At 50.6% G+C, this 18,341-nt stretch carries 15 protein-coding genes; 3 read left to right on the plus strand and 12 right to left on the minus strand.

Annotation, left to right across the window (positions count from 1 at the left end):
* Positions 1-120: 120 nt before the first annotated feature.
* From LIZ87_RS01895 to rpoB, 4 genes are all read right to left on the minus strand, one after another.
* Entirely contained in the window at positions 121-1,236 is a 1,116-nt protein-coding gene (locus tag LIZ87_RS01895; protein WP_227145048.1) for a TRAP transporter substrate-binding protein, read from the minus strand.
* Positions 1,237-1,330: 94 nt separating this feature from the next.
* Positions 1,331-2,089, minus strand: a complete 759-nt coding sequence (locus LIZ87_RS01900) for an SDR family oxidoreductase (protein ID WP_178316712.1) — start codon at positions 2,087-2,089, stop codon at positions 1,331-1,333.
* Positions 2,090-2,533: 444 nt separating this feature from the next.
* Entirely contained in the window at positions 2,534-6,259 is a 3,726-nt protein-coding gene (gene rpoC / locus LIZ87_RS01905; protein WP_227145050.1) for a DNA-directed RNA polymerase subunit beta', read from the minus strand.
* A gap of 16 nt (positions 6,260-6,275) precedes the next feature.
* Positions 6,276-10,169, minus strand: coding sequence for a DNA-directed RNA polymerase subunit beta (rpoB, locus tag LIZ87_RS01910; protein WP_178316024.1), 3,894 nt, complete (start codon positions 10,167-10,169; stop codon positions 6,276-6,278).
* Positions 10,170-10,460: 291 nt separating this feature from the next.
* Between rpoB and LIZ87_RS01915 the strand changes: the two genes are divergently transcribed.
* Positions 10,461-10,910 (plus strand): hypothetical protein, encoded by a 450-nt coding sequence (locus tag LIZ87_RS01915; RefSeq protein WP_178316025.1) that lies wholly within the window; start codon positions 10,461-10,463, stop codon positions 10,908-10,910.
* A gap of 127 nt (positions 10,911-11,037) precedes the next feature.
* On the opposite strand, the gene LIZ87_RS01920 is transcribed toward LIZ87_RS01915, so the two are convergent.
* Positions 11,038-11,457 (minus strand): DUF1934 domain-containing protein, encoded by a 420-nt coding sequence (locus LIZ87_RS01920; RefSeq protein WP_178316026.1) that lies wholly within the window; start codon positions 11,455-11,457, stop codon positions 11,038-11,040.
* Positions 11,458-11,472: 15 nt separating this feature from the next.
* The gene (locus LIZ87_RS01925; protein WP_227145052.1) at positions 11,473-12,534 is read right to left on the minus strand and encodes a D-alanine--D-alanine ligase family protein; all 1,062 of its coding nucleotides are present in this window, start codon (positions 12,532-12,534) and stop codon (positions 11,473-11,475) included.
* Positions 12,535-12,682: 148 nt separating this feature from the next.
* On the opposite strand from LIZ87_RS01925, the gene LIZ87_RS01930 reads away from it, so the two are divergent.
* Positions 12,683-13,405 (plus strand): stage II sporulation protein R, encoded by a 723-nt coding sequence (locus LIZ87_RS01930; protein WP_178317428.1) that lies wholly within the window; start codon positions 12,683-12,685, stop codon positions 13,403-13,405.
* Between the two features lie 27 nt (positions 13,406-13,432).
* Here the strand turns inward: LIZ87_RS01930 and LIZ87_RS01935 are convergent, their stop codons facing one another.
* From LIZ87_RS01935 to LIZ87_RS01950, 4 genes are all read right to left on the minus strand, one after another.
* Positions 13,433-13,642, minus strand: a complete 210-nt coding sequence (locus tag LIZ87_RS01935) for a hypothetical protein (RefSeq protein WP_178317429.1) — start codon at positions 13,640-13,642, stop codon at positions 13,433-13,435.
* Positions 13,643-13,644: 2 nt separating this feature from the next.
* Positions 13,645-14,352, minus strand: coding sequence for a GntR family transcriptional regulator (locus tag LIZ87_RS01940; RefSeq protein WP_178317430.1), 708 nt, complete (start codon positions 14,350-14,352; stop codon positions 13,645-13,647).
* 29 nt (positions 14,353-14,381) lie between these two features.
* On the minus strand, positions 14,382-15,272 hold the full coding sequence (gene ispE / locus LIZ87_RS01945; protein WP_178317431.1) for a 4-(cytidine 5'-diphospho)-2-C-methyl-D-erythritol kinase: 891 nt from the start codon (positions 15,270-15,272) through the stop codon (positions 14,382-14,384).
* Positions 15,273-15,423: 151 nt separating this feature from the next.
* Positions 15,424-16,155 carry a YesL family protein gene (locus tag LIZ87_RS01950; protein ID WP_178317432.1) on the minus strand — a complete coding sequence of 244 codons (732 nt, stop codon included), beginning with the start codon at positions 16,153-16,155 and terminating at the stop codon, positions 15,424-15,426.
* 201 nt (positions 16,156-16,356) lie between these two features.
* Here LIZ87_RS01950 and LIZ87_RS01955 point away from each other — a divergent pair, with 201 nt between their 5' ends.
* The gene (locus tag LIZ87_RS01955; protein ID WP_178317433.1) at positions 16,357-17,040 is read left to right on the plus strand and encodes a hypothetical protein; all 684 of its coding nucleotides are present in this window, start codon (positions 16,357-16,359) and stop codon (positions 17,038-17,040) included.
* Here the strand turns inward: LIZ87_RS01955 and LIZ87_RS01960 are convergent.
* Both LIZ87_RS01960 and LIZ87_RS01965 read right to left on the minus strand, forming a co-directional pair.
* Positions 16,982-17,737, minus strand: a complete 756-nt coding sequence (locus LIZ87_RS01960; protein ID WP_178317434.1) for a GNAT family N-acetyltransferase — start codon at positions 17,735-17,737, stop codon at positions 16,982-16,984. The genes LIZ87_RS01955 and LIZ87_RS01960 overlap by 59 nt on opposite strands.
* A gap of 39 nt (positions 17,738-17,776) precedes the next feature.
* Entirely contained in the window at positions 17,777-18,295 is a 519-nt protein-coding gene (locus LIZ87_RS01965) for a peptidylprolyl isomerase (RefSeq protein ID WP_178317435.1), read from the minus strand.
* Positions 18,296-18,341 lie beyond the last annotated feature (46 nt).

Raw genomic sequence — 18,341 nt, forward strand, 5'->3', positions numbered from 1 at the left:
CATAGAGGTTTACTATGAAAATCCCGCCGCCGCAAGGCGGCACTAAATTCAGGTATGCCAAGTGCGCCCGCCAGATTTTCATGGCGCGGTGGCGCGTCCGCCAGCCGGGCGCATGGAGGTTTAGTTACCAGCCTCTACGATCCGATTGATCAGATCGGTATATTTGCCATCCTCATAGCTGTACCAGATCGGCTCGCAGGCCTCGCGGAATTTTGCAAGCTCATCCTCTGTCAGCTCAGTGATCGTAACCTTTCCGGACTCGATCAGCTTTTCCTCATTGACCTTCTCTGCCTCTGCCCAGAGATCCTTCTGCAGCTCCCAGGATTCCAGTGCGGTATCGTCAATGATCTTTAAATCCTCCTCGCTGATCTTCTCACGTGTCTTTTCGCTCATGACCAGGATATCGGCTGATCTGGTGTGGTGATCCTTTACAAAATAAGGCGCAACCTCATAGTGTGTGGTATCCAGATAGTTTACGATGGAGTTTTCTGCCGCATCGCACACGCCCGTCTGCAGTGCGGAATACACCTCAGAATATGCGGTTGCCACGGAATCTGCACCAAGGGCCTCCACCATGGACATCATCAGCTCAGACTCCTGCACTCTCACCAGCATTCCCTTCATATCCTCCGGGGAATGGATCTCTTTCTTTGTGTTATAGAAGCATCTGGTTCCCGCATCATAATAGGTCAATCCATAAAGGCCTTTCTCCTTCATCTGCTCGCCCCGCAGGATGCTCATGCCAACCTCTCCGCCATGGGCTGCCCAGAAATGATCCAGATCCTTATAAATATACGGCATCATCAATGCATTGTACTCACCCACGAAGTTTGTCATGGTGGAGAGGTCTGCCTTGATGATATCCATGCCGCCGTACTGCGCCTGCTCTAAGCAGGAAACCGCGTCACCCAGCTCTCCGTTGTGGTGTACCTCGATAAAGATCCTTCCTTCTGTCCTCTTGTTCACCTCATCTGCAAACCACTCAACAGCCTTTGAAGTTGCATTGGTATCCGGCTGGTTGTTGGCAAGCTTTAAGGTAATGGTATCTGCATTCTTCTGCGGCGCAGCCGTCTCCTCTGCTTGGGTCTCCTCTGTCTGGGCCTCCTCTGCCTTTGTCTCTGCTGCTGCAGGTGCTGCGGTGGCCTCCTCTGTCTTGCCGGAAGAGCCGCATGCTGTCATTGCCCCTGCTGTCATTGCTGCTGCCAGGGTTACTGCTAAAATTTTTTTGAGCTTCATATTTTTCCTCCTTTTATTTCCTGTCTGTCCGCCTCATGACGAAATTCAGACAATGATTTCCCTTACCGCCGCCAACAGGCGGCATAAATGCTTCCTATCTGACAGAGTATCCTCCATCCACCGGTATCATCACTCCTGTAATATAATCAGAAGCAGCCGATGCCAGAAAAACGGCTACGCCCTCAAAATCCTCCGGCCTTCCCCATCTTCCGATAGGAAGACGCTCATCCATCGGCCTCCTCTTTTCCGGGTCACTCCAGATAGACTCTGTCAGCCCTGTCTGAATATAGCCCGGTGCAATTGCGTTGACACAGATACCGTATGGAGAAAATTCATTGGACAATGCCTTTGTCAGCCCCATGATCCCGTGCTTGGAGCAGGTATAGCCTGCCACATTCATCCCTCCAAAGGTGGTAAACAGGGATGCCGTATTGATGATCTTTCCTTTGCAGCCCCGCTCCCTGAAATGCCGGGCCGCCTTCTGTGACAGCAGCATGGCCGAACGAAGGTTGACTGCAAGCACACGGTCAAATACCTCTGCCGGATACTCAAAAGCTGATGAGCGGTACTGCATGCCTGCATTATTAAATAGGATGTCTACCGTACCGGCCTCCTTCATGATCTGCTCCCAAATCTGTTCGACCGCCTCAATGCTTCCCAGGTCTGCATGATAGCAGCGGATCTTTCCTCCCGCTTCCTGCACCTTGTTCTGTGTATCCGACAGATCAGCCAGATCCACCGCCACAATTTCCGCGCCAGCCTTCACCAGCCCCATAACCAATCCCTGCCCGATTCCAGTAGCGCAGCCCGTTACCACGGCACGCTTACCGGACAGTGAAAATAAGTCGTTCATCTTCCCTCCCCTTTCCGCTAACAAACTCTTTGCTTTGTAAAAATAATTTCCTTCTTTTCTTCAAGAAACCGTTTTCATGAATTTGTAGTTTTAGTATATATCATGAAAACGGTTTCGTCAAGCATTTCTTTCCATTTTTAAAGATTACTTTTTAAGACTTTTTAAGGATCAAAGCTTACCAAACAACGCAAAATAAGCCGGAATATGCAGACTTATTTTATATGCATGTTCCGGCTTTATGTCTTATATAAAGTCAACTATTAAAATCGTATCCAGCTTTAAAATACGTTCATCCCTTACGATGATCTCCGGATTATCCAGTCTGATCTTTTTCATGTACTGCCGCAGGATCCGGCCTGGATCATTCAAATGATAGAACGAAAAAATCTTGCCCGCCGCATCATCTCTGATACGGCGGGCCTTTATCATAATTACCCTATTTCATTATTCCTCTGTCTCAGCGTCTGCCTCGGAAGCTTCATCCTCTTCTTCCTCTATATCCGCCATATCATCCAGAGCCAGCACTTCCTCTGCCACATTGTCCTCTGTCAGGTTCAGTGTCTCGTCCTCCTCACCGGAGAGCAGGATATCATCGTCCTCAGACAGCATGATGTCATCTGTCTCTTCGATCTCGGTATCCAGCTTTACATTTCTGTAGCGCTTCATACCTGTTCCGGCAGGGATCGGCTTACCGATGATAACATTTTCCTTCAGGCCGATCAGGTGGTCCACCTTACCGTTGATGGCGGCCTCGGTCAGAACCTTGGTGGTCTCCTGGAAGGATGCTGCTGACAGGAAGGAATCGGTTGCCAGGGATGCCTTTGTGATACCCAGCATTACCTGACGTCCCTCAGCAGGCTTCTTGCCCTCTGCGATCAGGGCTTCGTTCATCTCGTTGTAGTCAAGAACATCCATGGATACGCCTGGCAGTACATCGCTGTCGCCGCTCTCCTCGATCTTGATCTTCTTTAACATCTGGTGAACGATCATCTCAATATGCTTATCATTGATCTCAACGCCCTGGAGACGGTATACACGCTGTACTTCCTGGATCATGTAATCCTGAACAGCACGGACGCCCTTGATCTTTAAGATATCATGGGGGTTTACACTTCCCTCTGTCAGCTCATCGCCGGCCTCCAGTACCTGGCCGTCAAGAACCTTGATCCTGGATCCGTAAGGAATCAGGTAGGTCTTTGCATTGCCCGTCTCATTGTCTGTAACGGTGATCTCGCGCTTTTTCTTTGTATCCTTGATGCTTACCACGCCGCCGAACTCAGTGATGATCGCAAGTCCCTTTGGCTTACGCGCCTCAAACAGCTCCTCTACACGTGGAAGACCCTGTGTGATATCGCCGCCGGCAACGCCGCCGGTATGGAAGGTACGCATGGTAAGCTGTGTGCCGGGCTCACCGATGGACTGTGCGGCAATGATACCAACTGCCTCACCAACCTGTACAGGCTGGCCAGTTGCCATGTTTGCGCCGTAGCACTTTGCGCATACGCCGATGTGTGACTTACAGCTAAGGACGGTACGGATCTTCACGGACTTGCGTCCTGTCTTGTTCAGCACCTTCATCACTGCTGCTGCACGCTTTGGCGTACACATATGGTTGGCCTTCACCACAACCTCTCCTGTATCAGGATCCGTAATGGTCTCAGCAATATAACGTCCTGTGATCCTCTCCTGAAGATCCTCGATCACTTCATTTCCATCCATGAAGCCCTTGATCTCCATGTATGGGATCTCCTTGCCCTCACAGCAGTCAACCTCGCGGATGATCAGATCCTGGGAAACGTCTACCAGACGTCTTGTCAGGTATCCGGAGTCCGCCGTACGCAGAGCCGTATCGGACAGACCCTTACGTGCACCGTGAGCGGAGATGAAGTACTCCAGTACGTCAAGACCTTCACGGAAATTGGACTTAATAGGAAGCTCGATGGTGTGACCCGTTGTATCAGCCATCAGTCCACGCATGCCGGCCAGCTGCTTGATCTGCTTATCAGAACCACGGGCTCCGGAGTCAGCCATCATGTAGATGTTGTTGTACTTATCCAGGCCGGTCAGCAGGTCATGGGTCAGCTGATCATCGGTGGTCTTCCATGTCTCGATAACCTCTTTGTAGCGCTCCTCCTCGGTGATCAGGCCTCGGCGGTAGTTCTTCGCAATGCGGTCTACAGTTGCCTGTGCCTCCTCGATCAGCCTTGGCTTGCTTGCAGGCACGGTCATATCGGAAATGGATACGGTCATGGCTGCCCTTGTGGAATATTTATATCCGATCGCCTTGATGTCATCCAGGGTAACTGCTGTCTGGGTAGCTCCGTGTACATTGATGACCTTTTCAAGGATCTGCTTTAACTGCTTCTTTGCTACGTGGAAGTCAACCTCCAGCTTCAGCTCATTCTCAGGAATACTCCTGTCTACAAAGCCCAGATCCTGAGGAATGATCTCGTTGAAGATAAAACGGCCGATGGTGGACTCAATGATACCGGTCTTCACGGTGCCGTCCGCCATCTTCTTGTGTACTCTCACCTTTACGCGGGAGTGAAGAGTTGCCTCCTGGTTCTCATAGGCAAGGATGGCTTCATTTACACTCTTGAAGATCATACCCTCGCCCTTTGCGCCCGGACGCTCCTGGGTCAGATAGTAGATACCCAGAACCATATCCTGGGACGGAACAGCCACAGGGCCGCCGTCAGAAGGCTTCAACAGGTTGTTGGGGCTGAGGAGCAGGAAACGGCACTCTGCCTGAGCCTCTACGGACAGGGGCAGATGCACTGCCATCTGGTCTCCGTCGAAGTCAGCGTTGAATGCGGTACACACAAGGGGATGGAGCTTGATGGCCTTACCTTCCACAAGGATGGGCTCAAATGCCTGGATTCCCAGTCTGTGCAGCGTAGGAGCACGGTTCAGCATCACGGGATGCTCCTTGATCACATCCTCCAGCACATCCCATACCTCAGACTGGAGACGCTCTACCATCTTCTTTGCATTTTTGATATTGTGAGCAGTTCCGTTGGAGACAAGCTCCTTCATCACAAAGGGCTTGAACAGCTCAATCGCCATTTCCTTCGGGAGACCGCACTGGTAGATCTTAAGCTCAGGGCCAACCACGATAACCGAACGGCCGGAGTAGTCAACACGCTTACCTAACAGGTTCTGGCGGAAACGTCCCTGCTTACCCTTTAACATATCGGAAAGGGACTTCAGCGCCCGGTTTCCTGGGCCTGTTACAGGCCTGCCGCGGCGTCCGTTATCGATCAGGGCATCCACAGCCTCCTGGAGCATACGCTTCTCATTGCGGACAATGATATCAGGTGCGCCCAGCTCTAACAGTCTTGCCAGACGGTTATTTCTGTTGATGATCCTTCTATATAAGTCATTTAAGTCGGAGGTTGCAAAACGTCCGCCGTCCAGCTGTACCATAGGACGGATATCCGGCGGGATGACCGGGATCACATCCATGATCATCCACTCAGGACGGTTGCCGGAGCTTAAAAATGCCTCCACAACCTCTAACCGCTTGATGATCCTTGCACGCTTCTGGCCGGTTGCGTCAGCCAGCTGCTTTCTCAGATCAGCGGAATCCTTTTCCAGGTCAATGGCCTTTAAAAGCTCCTGGATCGCCTCGGCGCCCATTCCCACGCGGAAGCCGCCTGTGCCGCCGTACTTCTCTACCTCTTCCCTGTACTCCTTTTCAGAGAGCACCTGCTTGTACTGTAAGCTGGTGGAGCCTGCATCCAGTACGATATAGGAAGCAAAGTACAGCACCTTCTCCAGGGTCCTTGGTGAAATGTCCAGGATCAGACCCATACGGCTGGGAATACCCTTAAAATACCAGATATGGGATACGGGAGCAGCCAGCTTAATGTGGCCCATACGCTCTCTGCGGACACTTGCCTTTGTTACCTCTACGCCGCACCGGTCGCAGATAACACCTTTGTAACGAATCTTTTTGTATTTACCGCAATGACACTCCCAGTCCTTGCTCGGTCCGAAAATCCTCTCGCAGAAAAGTCCGTCCTTTTCCGGCTTTAAGGTCCTGTAGTTGATGGTTTCAGGCTTTTTCACCTCGCCATGGGACCACTCCAGGATCTTATCAGGGGAGGCCAGGCCAATCTTAATGGCATCAAATGTCATTGGATGATAAGTTTCATTAGTCTCTGGCATGAGCTTTTACTCCCTTCTACTCTTCGTCTTCACCGTCTACAGAATCATCTAAGAACAGATCCTCATCTGAATCATCCGAATCCTCTGTATCATCAGTGTACTCATCATTTATTATGTCTTCACTTTCTACCGAAACAAGCTCGTTGTTCTTGAACTCCTGCTCCTGGTAGCCATAGTTGGAATAATTCTCATCTGAATGATAGCGGCGGTCACCCTCCAGCATTGCCCGCAGCTCCGTATCGCCGTAGTCAATGTTCTCGGTCATCTCAACCTCTGTGCCGTCATCACGGAGCACCTGTACATCCAGGCCTAAGGACTGCATTTCCTTTAACAGCACCTTGAAGGATTCCGGTACGCCCGGCTCCGGGATGTTCTCACCCTTGATGATAGCCTCGTATGTCTTCACACGGCCTACCACATCATCGGACTTCACCGTCATGATCTCCTGCAGGGTATAGGATGCGCCATATGCCTCCAGTGCCCAAACCTCCATCTCTCCGAAACGCTGGCCGCCGAACTGAGCCTTACCGCCCAGAGGCTGCTGTGTAACAAGGGAGTATGGGCCGGTAGAACGTGCATGGATCTTATCGTCTACCAGGTGGTGCAGCTTCAGGTAATGCATGTGGCCAATGGTAACGGCACCGTCAAAATACTCTCCGGTACGTCCGTCGCGCAGGCGGACCTTTCCGTCACGGCTGATGGGCACGCCCTTCCACAGCTCTCTGTGCTCCAGATGGGAGCCCAGGTAATCCATTACCTCAGGCTTTACCTTATCCTTATATTTCTCTTCAAACTCCTCCCAGGAGGTGTTTACATAATCATTTGCCATCTCCAGGGTATCCTGGATGTCATTCTCGTTTGCACCGTCAAAGATCGGAGTGGAAACGTTGAAGCCCAACGCCTTTGCTGCAAGGCTTAAGTGGATCTCCAGCACCTGTCCGATGTTCATACGGGAAGGCACGCCCAGAGGATTCAGCACAATGTCCAGCGGACGGCCGTTTGGCAGGAACGGCATATCCTCTACAGGAAGCACGCGGGAAACAACACCCTTGTTTCCGTGACGTCCGGCCATCTTATCACCCACAGAGATCTTACGCTTCTGGGCAATGTAAATGCGGACAGTCTCGTTCACGCCAGGTGAGAGCTCATCGCCGTTCTCCCTTGTAAATACTTTGGCATCCACAATGATGCCGTAGGCGCCGTGAGGCACCTTTAAGGAGGTATCTCTTACCTCTCTTGCCTTCTCACCGAAGATCGCTCTCAGGAGGCGTTCCTCAGCAGTCAGCTCTGTCTCTCCCTTCGGAGTTACCTTGCCTACCAGGATGTCTCCCGCACGTACCTCTGCACCGATACGGATGATACCGCGCTCGTCCAGATCCTTTAATGCGTCCTCGCCTACGCCCGGAACATCACGGGTGATCTCCTCCGGTCCCAGCTTGGTGTCACGGGCCTCTGCCTCATACTCCTCAATGTGAACAGAGGTGTATACATCCTCCTGCACAAGGCGCTCGGAAAGAAGGACCGCATCCTCGTAGTTGTAGCCCTCCCAGGTCATGAATCCGATCAGCGGATTCTTGCCCAGAGCGATCTCGCCCTTGGATGTGGATGGTCCGTCAGCGATCACCTCGCCTGCCTCCACATGGTCGTTCTTATATACGATCGGCTTCTGGTTGTAGCAGTTGCTCTGGTTGCTTCTCTTAAACTTTGTCAGACGGTATACATCGCGGTTGCCGTCAGAGTCTCTCTTGATAATGATCTCATTGGAAGCAGAGCGCTCTACCACGCCTGCATTTTTTGCCACTACGCACACGCCGGAGTCAACGGCGGCCTTTGCCTCAATACCGGTTCCTACTACAGGAGCCTCTGTGGAGAGAAGCGGCACGGCCTGACGCTGCATGTTGGATCCCATCAGGGCACGGTTTGCATCGTCGTTCTGAAGGAATGGGATCATAGCCGTAGCCACGGAGAACACCATCTTAGGAGAAACGTCCATCAGGTCAATGGTGCGCTTCTGGAACTCGGATGTCTCTGTGCGGAAACGTCCTGATACATTGTTGTGTACAAAATGTCCGTTCTCGTCCAGAGGTTCATTTGCCTGTGCTACCACGAAGTTGTCCTCTTCGTCTGCTGTCAGGTATACGACCTCATCTGTAACCCGCGGGTTAGCCGGATCAGTGGTCTTATCTACTACGCGGTAGGGAGCCTCGATAAAGCCGTAGGGGTTCACCCTTGCATAGGTTGCCAGTGAGTTGATCAGACCGATGTTGGGACCCTCAGGAGTCTCGATGGGGCACATACGTCCGTAATGGGTGTAGTGTACGTCTCGCACCTCGAATCCGGCACGGTCTCTTGACAGACCGCCTGGACCTAATGCAGAGAGACGCCTCTTATGTGTCAGCTCTGCCAGAGGATTGTTCTGATCCATGAACTGGGACAGCTGGGAGCTTCCGAAGAACTCCTTTACAGCTGCTGTTACCGGTTTGATATTGATGAGGGACTGGGGCGTAATACCGTCCATATCCTGGGTTGTCATACGCTCTCTTACCACACGCTCCATACGTGACAGACCGATGCGGTACTGGTTCTGAAGGAGTTCGCCCACGGCGCGGATACGGCGGTTGCCCAGATGGTCGATATCGTCTGAGGTTCCCACTTCCTCCTCCAGATGCATATTATAGTTAATGGAAGCAAGGATATCTTCCTTTGTAATGTGCTTCGGGATCAGGTCATGGACATTCCTGCGCACAGCCTCCTTGAGCGCTTCCTCATCCTCCCCAGCTTCTTCCAGGATAGAAGCAAGTACGGGGTAATATACTAACTCCGTAACACCCACTTCCTTCGGATCAAAGGAGACATAAGCGTCAAGCTCTACCATCATATTAGAGAGGACCTTCTGCTTTCTGTTTGGGCCTTCCACCCATACATAAGGAACAGCCGCATTCTGGATCTTCATAGCAGAATCCTTGGTAAGCTTTGTGCCGGCCTCTGCCAGGATCTCACCTGTGCTGGTATCCACCACATCCTCTGCCAGCACCTGACCGTTTAAGCGGTATTTAAAGGAAAGCTTCTTATTAAATTTATAGCGTCCTACCTTTGCCAGATCATATCTCCTGGGGTCAAAGAACATGCTGTTAAGCAGGCTCTCGGCACTGTCCACAGACAGCGGCTCACCCGGACGGATCTTCTTATATAACTCCAGCAGGCCGTCCTGATAGTTGTCAGAGGTATCCTTGCCAAAGCTTGCAAGAAGCTTTGGCTCCTCGCCGAACAGGTCTAAGATCTCTGCATTCGTGCCAAAGCCCAGGGCGCGGATCAAAACGGTCACAGGCACCTTACGTGTCCTGTCCACACGCACATAGAAGACATCGTTGGAATCTGTCTCATATTCCAGCCATGCACCGCGGTTGGGGATAACCGTACAGGTATAGAGCTCCTTACCCACCTTGTCATGTCCAATGCCGTAATAGATACCAGGGGAACGTACCAGCTGGCTGACAATAACACGCTCTGCGCCGTTGATCACAAAGGAGCCTGTATCTGTCATCAAAGGCAGATCGCCCATGAATATCTCATGTTCGTTCATCTCATCTTTATCTTTATTGTACAGTCTCACCTTTACCTTAAGTGGTGCAGCGTAAGTTGCATCCCGTTCTTTACACTCTTCGATGGTATACTTAATATCATCCTTGCATAATGTAAAGTCAACAAATTCCAGACTCAGATGTCCTGCAAAGTCTGCAATCGGAGAGATATCATCAAATGCCTCTTTCAGTCCTTCGTTCAAGAACCATTGGTAGGAGTCTTTTTGAATCTCGATCAAGTTTGGCATCCCAAGAACTTCTTTCTGTCTTGAGTAGCTCATTCTTACGCTTTTCCCGGCTGGTACCGGACGTATTCTGCTTTTCTCCATTGACGTTTCACCCCTGTTTTCTAAATCATCACTGTCGTTCTCAAATCTTGTCGGCAGGAAGGCGCAAAAAGCCCACCTTGCCACAATAGTGCACACTCCATAATATCATAGGAATGTCAAGGTGTCAAGAATTTTTTCTTGCATTTTATGCGTATAAATGATATACTATTATAGAATGTCTCCTGGTACTGCGGGGTTATAACCTGTTTTCAGACTGCCTGGATCCGGGCCAAAACCTCTATCTTTTACAAAGGAGAACCATACTATATTTACAGTATTGGAGGTAGCCATATGGCACAGACCATTTTTAACGCCCTGCTTGTAATCCTGGTGATTGCAGCTATCATCCTGGCAGTTCTTTATTTCCTGGGCAATAAGCTCCAGAAGCGCCAGGTAGAACAGCAGCAGATGCTGGATGCAACAGCACAGACTGTTTCTATCCTCGTCATTGACAAAAAGAAAATGAAGATCACTCAGGCCGGACTTCCTAAAATAGTGACTGAGCAGACTCCAAAGTACATGCGTTGGGCAAAGGTTCCCATTGTAAAGGCAAAGATCGGCCCCAAGGTCATGACTCTGATCGCTGACGCCAAGGTATTTGAGACCCTTCCTGTGAAGACGGAGGCGAAGGTTATTATCAGCGGCATCTACATCACCCAGATCAAGAGCGTCCGCGGCGGCTCCGTTCCGGCAGCTCCAAAGAAAAAGGGATTTTTTGCAAGATTTAAAAAGAACAGCTAAGAACATATCAAAAACTGCTGCAGCATAACTGGTTTTCCGTTATTTGCTGCAGCAGTTTTTTTTGCGCGTCCTGTCTTTGGAAAGCCGGGCGCCTCCGGGTATCATGTGCACTTTAGCCCTGAGTGTGTTATACGGACTGCACTCCTACCCGGATGCTGCAGTCTGATAAATGCTCATAATTAATGTCCAGGGAGTACTCTACATCCACCGTAAGCCTGTCAGGCTGCTCATTGATCCTGATATCCCTGGCCTGGATGCCTACTACCATATCGCCCATGGGGGTATTGTAGCAGGAAAGATTTTTCTTATCCTTCTCAAACTGCATATGGGTATTGGCAATCCCTTTTTTTATAATGTCCATGCTGTCAGGTGAAATCTTAATGATATTTTTCACCGTACCTGTAAAGCCCTCCAGCACCTCCTCATAGAGGATATAGTGCTTGCCGTTCTTCTGGTAATAATCCCCCCGCACCATCATCTCTATGTCCATATCATCCTCATCCATCATCTGGATTCCGCTTATGGTTATCAATACATCCTTTGTCATCTGCCAGCCTTTCTCCTATATATACCGCTTCATAGCATGCTGGATCAGCATATCTACCAATGTGCTCTTGCTGATGCCTCTCGCCTCCCACAGCATGGGATACATGCTGATGGCGGTGAAGCCCGGCATGGTATTGATCTCGTTAAAAATCACCTCGCCGCCCTCTGTGACAAAGAAGTCTACTCTGGCCAGGCCGTAGCCGTCCACTGCCTTAAAGACCGAAATGGCTGCCTGGCGCACCCGCTCTGCGGCATCGCCGGGAAGCTCGGGATCTGTAACCGTCCGTGACTCCTCGTTAAAATATTTCGCCTCAAAATCATAGAAATCTGCTGCTGCCAGTATCTCGCCCACACCGGAGGCCTTTACCTCCTCTGTGCCGCCTCCGAACACGGCGCACTCGATCTCGCGGCCCACAATGGCCTCCTCTACCAGGATCTTTCTGTCATGGCATGCTGCCTCCCTTAAGGCGTGCTCCAGCTCTGCCCTGTTTTCCGCCTTGTTCACGCCTTTGGAGGAGCCTGCATTGGACGGCTTGACAAATACGGGATAAGCAAAACGCCCTTCGATCCTTAAAGTCACCTGCTCCATCGCCTTAAGCTCTTCCCGGTAAACAGGCTCATAGGCTGCCTGGCGGATGCCAAGCCGGTCTACGATGATCTTTGTATAAAGCTTATCCATGGAAATAGCGGATGCCAGTACGCCGCAGCCAACGTAGGGGATCCTCGCCAGCTCAAACAGCCCCTGGATAGTGCCGTCCTCCCCATAGAGACCGTGGAGCACCGGAAATGCCGCATCGATCTGCACCTCTGTCACATTGCCATCCTCTAACAGGAGCACTGCCTTTCGTGTAGCGTCCGGCGAAAGGACCGCAGATACCTTCCCAGCTTTCCAGGCCCCGCTCCGTATGTCCTCCACGGAATCCGTCTTGATCCAGCGGCCTTCTTCAGTGATTCCTATCAAAAGCACCTCGTATTTCTCTCTGTTTATCTGATCGATCACATTGGCTGCCGACATACAGGAAACAATATGCTCTGATGACTGACCGCCGAATATGACAGCAATTTTCTTTCTGTTCATGACTAATCTCCTTCATTTTCACGGCAGTGTGATACCGTGATTTTTGCTGTTTATAGTATATCATATGTGGCAATAATTACAAACAGAAAATGAATCATCCCTTTGGACATGCAGAAAGATTAGCGGCATAAGGAGGTCCCAAAAAATCATGAAATATAAAATCAGTCTTTGCATATCCGTACTTTGCTTTTTTACTGCCTTTCTTCTCATCCTCGCTGCCAGGACAAGCAGCCAAGAGGCGCTGGCCCGGCGTATTTCCCCGGATATCCTGCGGTTCCACGTTCTGGCTGACAGCAACCGCCGGGAAGACCAGGAGAGAAAGCTTGAGGTGCGTGGACTCATTCTAGACTATATGGAAAAACAGCTTCCGGAAAATATCGGAAAAAAAGAACTCATAAAATGGCTGGAAAATAACCGGACCAGCATAGAGTCCATGGCAGAGGACTGGCTTTCCGATCACGGCTCTGAAAAAGAAGTGCGGTTCGAGCTTGCCAGGGATTATTTTCCCACAAAGGCCTACGGCGATATGGTATTCCCCTGCGGCGTGTACGATACTGCCCGTATTGTAATAGGAAGCGGACGGGGCAGGAACTGGTGGTGTGTCCTCTACCCCTCCCTCTGCTTTACCGACTCCCTTCATGCCATCGTCCCTGAATCCTCCAAAGATACGCTTAAAAACCTGCTCACTGAGGAGGACTATAACGCCCTTTTAGGGCCTGGGGCTTATTTGAAAGGGGCAGAAGGGACTGCCGGCAGATCGGGAACAGACCAAGCAGAAGGAACTGCTGCCGAAAACAGGGCACAGGAAAAGCCGAAGATCCGTGCCCGGCTCCGGCTCCTTGACATTCTGTGCGGTATATCAAACGGCTGATGTCTTCCCGAAGGCTTCTCCTGACAGTCACAAGGCCTTCCTCTGCCCGTCCAGCATTTCCTGCAGGGCCTCATCGCTGACATCGATCCATACATCCTCCTCCTCCGCATTCAGGCCCAGGTATTGGGCCAGGGTGCGGGGATCATCGCTGTTGTTCCATCGGCTGATATACCGGTCGATCTCCTCAAAGGGGATCTCCCCTGCAAGATATCTCTCTTTAAACGTTGCCTGCTCCATCTCTATCTTCTCCCCCGTCCATTTCCCGGTCCCTCCTGCTCCTGGACCTTGATATTGTGAGAAACCGTGATCTCCTGGTTATCAATATGCTCTCTGGCCGCCTTCTTGGCCTCTGCAATATTGCGGCTCTTGATGGCGCCTAAAATATGCTCATGCTCCACCAGCAGGATCTGGCGTTTGTCCTCATCCTTGATATATTCCAAACGGTAGCGGTACATCTGCTCCCTTAAGTTATTCAGCATCTGGATCAGCTTGTCATTTCCCGTGCCCTGGTAGATCACATAGTGGAACTGCTCGTCTGTCTCAGCGATCACCATGGCATCGCCCTTCTCGATGGCCTGGCGGAAGCTCCTCTGGACTCCTGCCAGATGCTCCATATTTTCCTCTGTCATTCTCTGGCAGGCCAGCTCGATCGCCAGCTCCTCCAGGGAACGGCGCACCTCCAGCACATCGCGCAGGCTCTTCTCTGAGATCTTTGCCACCTCTGCTCCCTTGCGGGGGATCATGAGCACCAGGCCCTCCAGCTCCAGCTTGCGGATCGCCTCGCGGATAGGCGTCCTGCTGACCCCAAGCTTTTCTGCCAGCTGGATCTCCATCAGACGCTCTCCCGGAGCCAGCTCTCCCTTTAAGATCGCCTGGCGCAGCGTGTTGAACACCACATCCCGAAGCGGGAGATATTCATTCATGTTCACCTTAAAATTGTTCTCCATTGTAATTAACCCCTTTTTCTCTTCTATATTTATGCCTTCATGTTAAAGAAATTTGTCAGATATACCTGCTTTGCCAGACCGGAGGCTTCTCCGAACCGCAGGGACTCATAAGCCCTCTGGGCTGCAGCAGGGCTGGTAAACAAGCCAAATACGGTGGGACCGCTTCCGCTCATCATCGCATTTACCGCCCCCTCTTCCATCATGACCTGCTCGATCTGACCGATCACCGGATATTTTCCTGCTGTCACCAGCTCCAGCACATTTCCAAATTTGCCGGCCACCTTCCGCAGGTCTCCCTGCCTTATGGCCTCCACCATCCCGTCAATATCCGGGTGGTCCTCCTTCCTCAGTTCCATCGCATCCAGGCATTCGTACACCATCTTTGTGGAAACACTGATCCCCGGCTTCGCGATCAGCACCTGACACTGAGGCATCGGCGGAAGGGGCGTCAGCTTTTCTCCAATGCCCTCTGAGAGAGCTGTGCCCCGCAGAATGCAGTATGGCACATCTGCTCCCAGCTTTACTCCCCGCTCCATCAGCTCCTCTCTGGAAAGTCCCAGGCCGAACATCTTATTTACTCCGAAAAGTACGGATGCTGCATCCGTACTGCCCCCTGCCATACCGGCGGCTACAGGGATGAACTTCCTCAAATGGATGGACAGCCCCTCATGGATATCAAACTCCTCCATCAGAAGCTTCGCTGCTTTATATGCAAGGTTCTGCTCATTATCCGGCAGATAAAACAGATTGGACTGAATGGCAATCCCCGGCTCTTCCTTTCTGTAGAGCTCTATGCGGTCATGGAGCCCTACTGTCTGCATGATCATCTTCACATCGTGATAACCATTTTCACGGCGTCCCAGCACGTCCAGACCTAAATTAATCTTGCCATATGCTTTCAAACGTAAATGCGAAATCATCCCTATTTCCCTTCTATGTACATTGTTTGTATTTGTGTTTTTATAATACATAATATTGTATACAATATTATCGCGCTTTTTTCAAGTAGAAAATGCAAAAAAACCGGCATTTTTTCTGCCGGTTTGCTGAAAATGGGATTTTTTCTATTTTTTATTGATTTTTCAGGCTCTGGATCGCTTCCTCGATCTCGCTGTTTTCCTCTTCGAAAAGCGGACTCATCTCCCGCTCCTCTCTCATCTCCTCCTTCGGCATATACTTCTTAAAGATGGCCGTGAAGAAATAGGAGTTCACAAATGCAATGAGAGGCATTCCGAACAGTATCAGGAGAAGCGCCATCTGTGGGAAGTAAAACATGGCAAAATAACCTGCAACCGCAATTCCAAGATCAATGGCAATGATTCCAATGGTCTGGAGCAAATGCCGGACGGACATGAAAAACGCATTAAAAAGGGTTCTCTTAACCGTATTGTAAAACCGGGACTGCAGGGGGAATACATAGGTGGCAATAAACAGGTAAAGCAGAAGCATACCGCCAAACACTGCGCTTAACACCATTCTGGCCGTTCCCTTTACTACCATCTGACCTGATAAGAAGAACCAGAAATCAAAGCCCAGCAGCGCCCCTGCCACAAGAAGGATAAGCCAGATGACTGTTGCCTGCTTAAAATTCGTCTTAAAGGAGTGGAAAAAGCTCTTGATGGTAGAGCCATCCTCATCCCGCACCAGCTTCAATGTCACATAGTATACGGCTGTGGTGGATGCACCGATCGTAAATATAGGAATGGAACAAATGATCCACAGAATATTTAACAGGATCAGATCTCCCAGCTTTCCGATAAACCTCCATACTGGATTGTCATAATTAAATAAGCCCTGAAGCATACGGTATCCTCTTCTTTCTTCTACAAAAATATTGCACTGTTGATTATTTTATCATATTAAGCCGAAAAAGCAAAGGGATGATGCCAATTCATTGATTTTTTTATGGATTTGGGTATCTGACCAGGTGGAAATGTGCTATACTTAAGAGGCGTCCTGACCTTTGACAGGATACAACCATCATAAAGACAAGGAAATGATCTCATGGATATAAAGACAAGCCTTAAAAAGGAAGCTTCTGCAGAGAAAGCAAAACTGAAAAACATGTCCTGGCAGGACCGCATCTGGTACATTTGGGAATATTACAAATTCCATATTCTGGCGCTGCTCATCGCTCTCGGCCTGGTTATCACGTTCTTCAACGTCCTGTACCGCCAGACCTTCACTACCCGCTTAAGTATCGCCATTGTCAACGACCGCTCAGGAGGAATGAACTCCATGGATACCTTTGAGACCAGCCTCCGCACAGAACTGGGCTATGGCAAGAAGGACCTTATGGAGATCAATGAGGGCCTCTACGCCGCTTTTGACGATGCCGCCATGTCACAGTACGCCTATGCCAGCCTGGCAAAAATATCTGCTCTGGTGGCAAGCAACAGTCTGGATATCATGATCGCAGACACCGGTGTGATCGAGCATTATGGTTCCATGTCCGGTTTTATTGACCTAAAAGAATTTCTGCCGGAGGAATTATACCAAAAGGTGGAGGAGTATCTTCTCTATGCTCCGGATGAACAGGGCGTTTCCAAACCCGTTGCCCTTTCCCTGAAGGATACCTCCTTTGCCGAACAGACAGGCGTCATGGTAGAGCCAGCCTACCTGGCAGTGATCAAATCGGCTCCGCATACAGAAGATACCCTTCGCACGATCGAATATCTGTTCCGGTGACAACAGCAAGTCCCAGGCCTTCCGCCACTTTGCGGGAGGCCTGATTATTTTTGTGGATCATGGCACAGAGCCGTACTCCCAGCACCTCCCTGCTGTAATCCGCCACTGCTGTCACTGCCTCCCCTGCATATCCCTGATTTCTGAAGGGACGAAAAATATGGTATCCCAGCTCCAGCCAGGGTCTCTCCTCTGTCCCCCGGCACCAGTCCCGCAGAAGTGCCTCCATCTGTTCGGGCAGATTGGGATTGGATACCCCGGCGATCCCTAAAAGCGTTCCCGTTTTCTTATGCATCAGACCCCAGGTTCCATATTCATAAAACCGGTACTGGTGCCTGATATAGTGTTCCAAAAGTGTCTCCGAACGGAACACCATCTCACTCTCCCCATACTCCTCCTCCGGGATCACTGTTGCATCTTTCTTTTCCAGCTCCCGTATCAGAAGACGTCTGGTCTCACCGATCATCCACGGAAGCCCCAGATGCCTCCTTAAGACAAGCTCTGCCAGCTCATCGGTGGCAGCCTCCACAGAGGGGACCACGTAAAAGATCCCTTCCATAAAACGGCTGTCCGCCTCCGGCCTTTCCACACCAACAACAGCCCTCCCGGCAGCTTTTGCTGCCAGAAGGGCCTCTGGTTCATCTGATATCAAAACAATATGGTCTTCCCCCTCCAGGGTGATCCTCCGTTCCAGCTTCATACATGAACCCCGCCTGCCAACGGCATTTCCAGAACCTTATCAGCACTTCTCCGGCTCCGGATACTCCTCGCCAAAGGTATCCACTGTCATGGACTTAATCTTCTGCTCCTTTAATGGGCGGTCGCTGTAGTCTGTCTGAACCTCTGCGATCTTGTTCACAATATCCATTCCCTCCGTTACCTTGCCGAATGCAGCATATGCCCCGTCCAGATGGGGAGAGGTCTTGTGCATGATAAAGAACTGGGAACCAGCTGAGTTAGGGGCCATGGCCCTTGCCATAGAGAGAACGCCCTCTGTGTGCTTTAAGTCGTTCTTAAAGCCGTTCTGGGAAAATTCGCCCTTGATGGAGTATCCCGGACCGCCCATACCATTGCCATTGGGGCAGCCGCCCTGGATCATAAAGCCGCGGATCACCCTGTGGAAGATCCTGCCGTCATAAAAGCCCTTCTTTACCAGGCTGATAAAGTTATTTACCGTATTGGGTGCGATCTCAGGATATAACTCTGCCTTCATCACATCTCCATTTTCCATTGTAATGGTTACTACTGGATTTGCCATAATATTGATCTCCTTTACATTCGTGTCCTTTTCATTACTGTTCACA

The sequence above is a fragment of the Lacrimispora sp. 210928-DFI.3.58 genome, from assembly GCF_020554865.1.
In the GTDB taxonomy this organism is placed as follows: domain Bacteria; phylum Bacillota; class Clostridia; order Lachnospirales; family Lachnospiraceae; genus Enterocloster.

Excerpts from the sequence above, each read along its gene's own strand:
- LIZ87_RS01960 (WP_178317434.1), bottom strand. The coding sequence starts at position 17,737 with ATGAAGCTGGAACGGAGGATCACCCTGGAGGGGGAAGACCATATTGTT.
- LIZ87_RS01915 (WP_178316025.1), top strand. The coding sequence starts at position 10,461 with ATGGCACAGACCATTTTTAACGCCCTGCTTGTAATCCTGGTGATTGCA.
- ispE (WP_178317431.1), bottom strand. The coding sequence starts at position 15,272 with ATGATTTCGCATTTACGTTTGAAAGCATATGGCAAGATTAATTTAGGT.
- LIZ87_RS01895 (WP_227145048.1), bottom strand. The coding sequence starts at position 1,236 with ATGAAGCTCAAAAAAATTTTAGCAGTAACCCTGGCAGCAGCAATGACA.
- LIZ87_RS01925 (WP_227145052.1), bottom strand. The coding sequence starts at position 12,534 with ATGAACAGAAAGAAAATTGCTGTCATATTCGGCGGTCAGTCATCAGAG.
- LIZ87_RS01900 (WP_178316712.1), bottom strand. The coding sequence starts at position 2,089 with ATGAACGACTTATTTTCACTGTCCGGTAAGCGTGCCGTGGTAACGGGC.
- LIZ87_RS01950 (WP_178317432.1), bottom strand. The coding sequence starts at position 16,155 with ATGCTTCAGGGCTTATTTAATTATGACAATCCAGTATGGAGGTTTATC.
- LIZ87_RS01920 (WP_178316026.1), bottom strand. The coding sequence starts at position 11,457 with ATGACAAAGGATGTATTGATAACCATAAGCGGAATCCAGATGATGGAT.
- LIZ87_RS01940 (WP_178317430.1), bottom strand. The coding sequence starts at position 14,352 with ATGGAGAACAATTTTAAGGTGAACATGAATGAATATCTCCCGCTTCGG.
- rpoC (WP_227145050.1), bottom strand. The coding sequence starts at position 6,259 with ATGCCAGAGACTAATGAAACTTATCATCCAATGACATTTGATGCCATT.
- LIZ87_RS01930 (WP_178317428.1), top strand. The coding sequence starts at position 12,683 with ATGAAATATAAAATCAGTCTTTGCATATCCGTACTTTGCTTTTTTACT.
- LIZ87_RS01955 (WP_178317433.1), top strand. The coding sequence starts at position 16,357 with ATGGATATAAAGACAAGCCTTAAAAAGGAAGCTTCTGCAGAGAAAGCA.
- LIZ87_RS01965 (WP_178317435.1), bottom strand. The coding sequence starts at position 18,295 with ATGGCAAATCCAGTAGTAACCATTACAATGGAAAATGGAGATGTGATG.
- LIZ87_RS01935 (WP_178317429.1), bottom strand. The coding sequence starts at position 13,642 with ATGGAGCAGGCAACGTTTAAAGAGAGATATCTTGCAGGGGAGATCCCC.
- rpoB (WP_178316024.1), bottom strand. The coding sequence starts at position 10,169 with ATGGAGAAAAGCAGAATACGTCCGGTACCAGCCGGGAAAAGCGTAAGA.